Below are 1,068 nucleotides of genomic sequence, written 5' to 3' on the forward strand. Positions count from 1 at the left end.
ATCGATGGATTATGGAGTTTAACAATACCTAATACAAAGTCAGGACTATCTAACATAGATATATCTTTCTTTGGAGATAATAACTACAATAATGCAACAATAGCTACTAACTACACTGTTAATCCGAAAAATCTTGGAACCACAATCACAATAACCTCAACAAGAAACGGCAACAAAATTACCTACAAAATCACACTCAAAGACAGCCAAGGAAACATATTAGCTAACCAAAATCTTAGTTTAACTATCGCAGGTAAAACTGTAAGTCTTAGGACAAATAGTCAAGGAATTGCACAGTACACATACACAGCAACCAAAGCAGGAAACTACCAAGCAAATACAGCTTTCAATGGATTAAAAACTGAAAACATAATATATGCATCTTCAAGTGGAAAATCCAACACAATAAAAATCACAAAACCAACAATATACGTCTACAAAACAATTCCAAAAGCTAAAAAAATAAGATCCAAAGGCAAAATCTACAAAGTATACACAAAAATCTACTACATCAAAAACACCGGCATATTAACCGGATCCAAACTATACACCAAATCATTCAAAGGCTACACAGTAAACAAAATCTTAAAAACAAGCAACATAAAAACAAACTACAACAAAGCCAAAAAAATCTTAAAAACCAGTGTAAACAACCTCGCCTATGGAAAAATAGCTAAAATCGGAATAAGATGGTACAAAAGAATCGCATAAAAACTTTAATAAAAAAACTAAAGTAAAAATATGTGTATTATAAAAATCTAAAAAAACTTTTAAAAAGAGAGAATAACTTAATTTTTTCCATTCTCTCATATTATTTACTTTAATTATTATTTTAACAGTTGTATATAATTATATAATTATAAAATGATAAAAGGAGATGTTCATAAAATGAAAGATAACGTTTATGGGATTTTCAAACTAAAAAGAGATGAAAACAACAAAATCATTAAAGAATCATTATACATCCACAGTGTCGACTTCAACACTATTGAAAATATTTTTAAAATTGAAAAAAACGGATTCAACAATGAAAACCATCTAATTAGGGAACTAACAAAAGAAGAAATA

At 28.3% G+C, this 1,068-nt stretch carries 2 protein-coding genes; both read left to right on the forward strand.

Going from position 1 to position 1,068, the window contains the following annotated elements; translation table 11 throughout:
- Positions 1-711, forward strand: a 711-nt coding sequence (locus MBCUT_RS11105) for an Ig-like domain-containing protein (RefSeq protein WP_169805342.1), incomplete at its 5' end; no start/stop codon positions are given.
- A 177-nt stretch (positions 712-888) separates the two neighbouring features.
- Positions 889-1,068 (forward strand): hypothetical protein (locus MBCUT_RS00890; RefSeq protein WP_157082418.1); only part of this gene is annotated, 180 nt, incomplete at its 3' end.

Origin of the sequence: Methanobrevibacter cuticularis (assembly GCF_001639285.1) — an archaeon.
GTDB lineage: Archaea > Methanobacteriota > Methanobacteria > Methanobacteriales > Methanobacteriaceae > Methanobaculum > Methanobaculum cuticulare.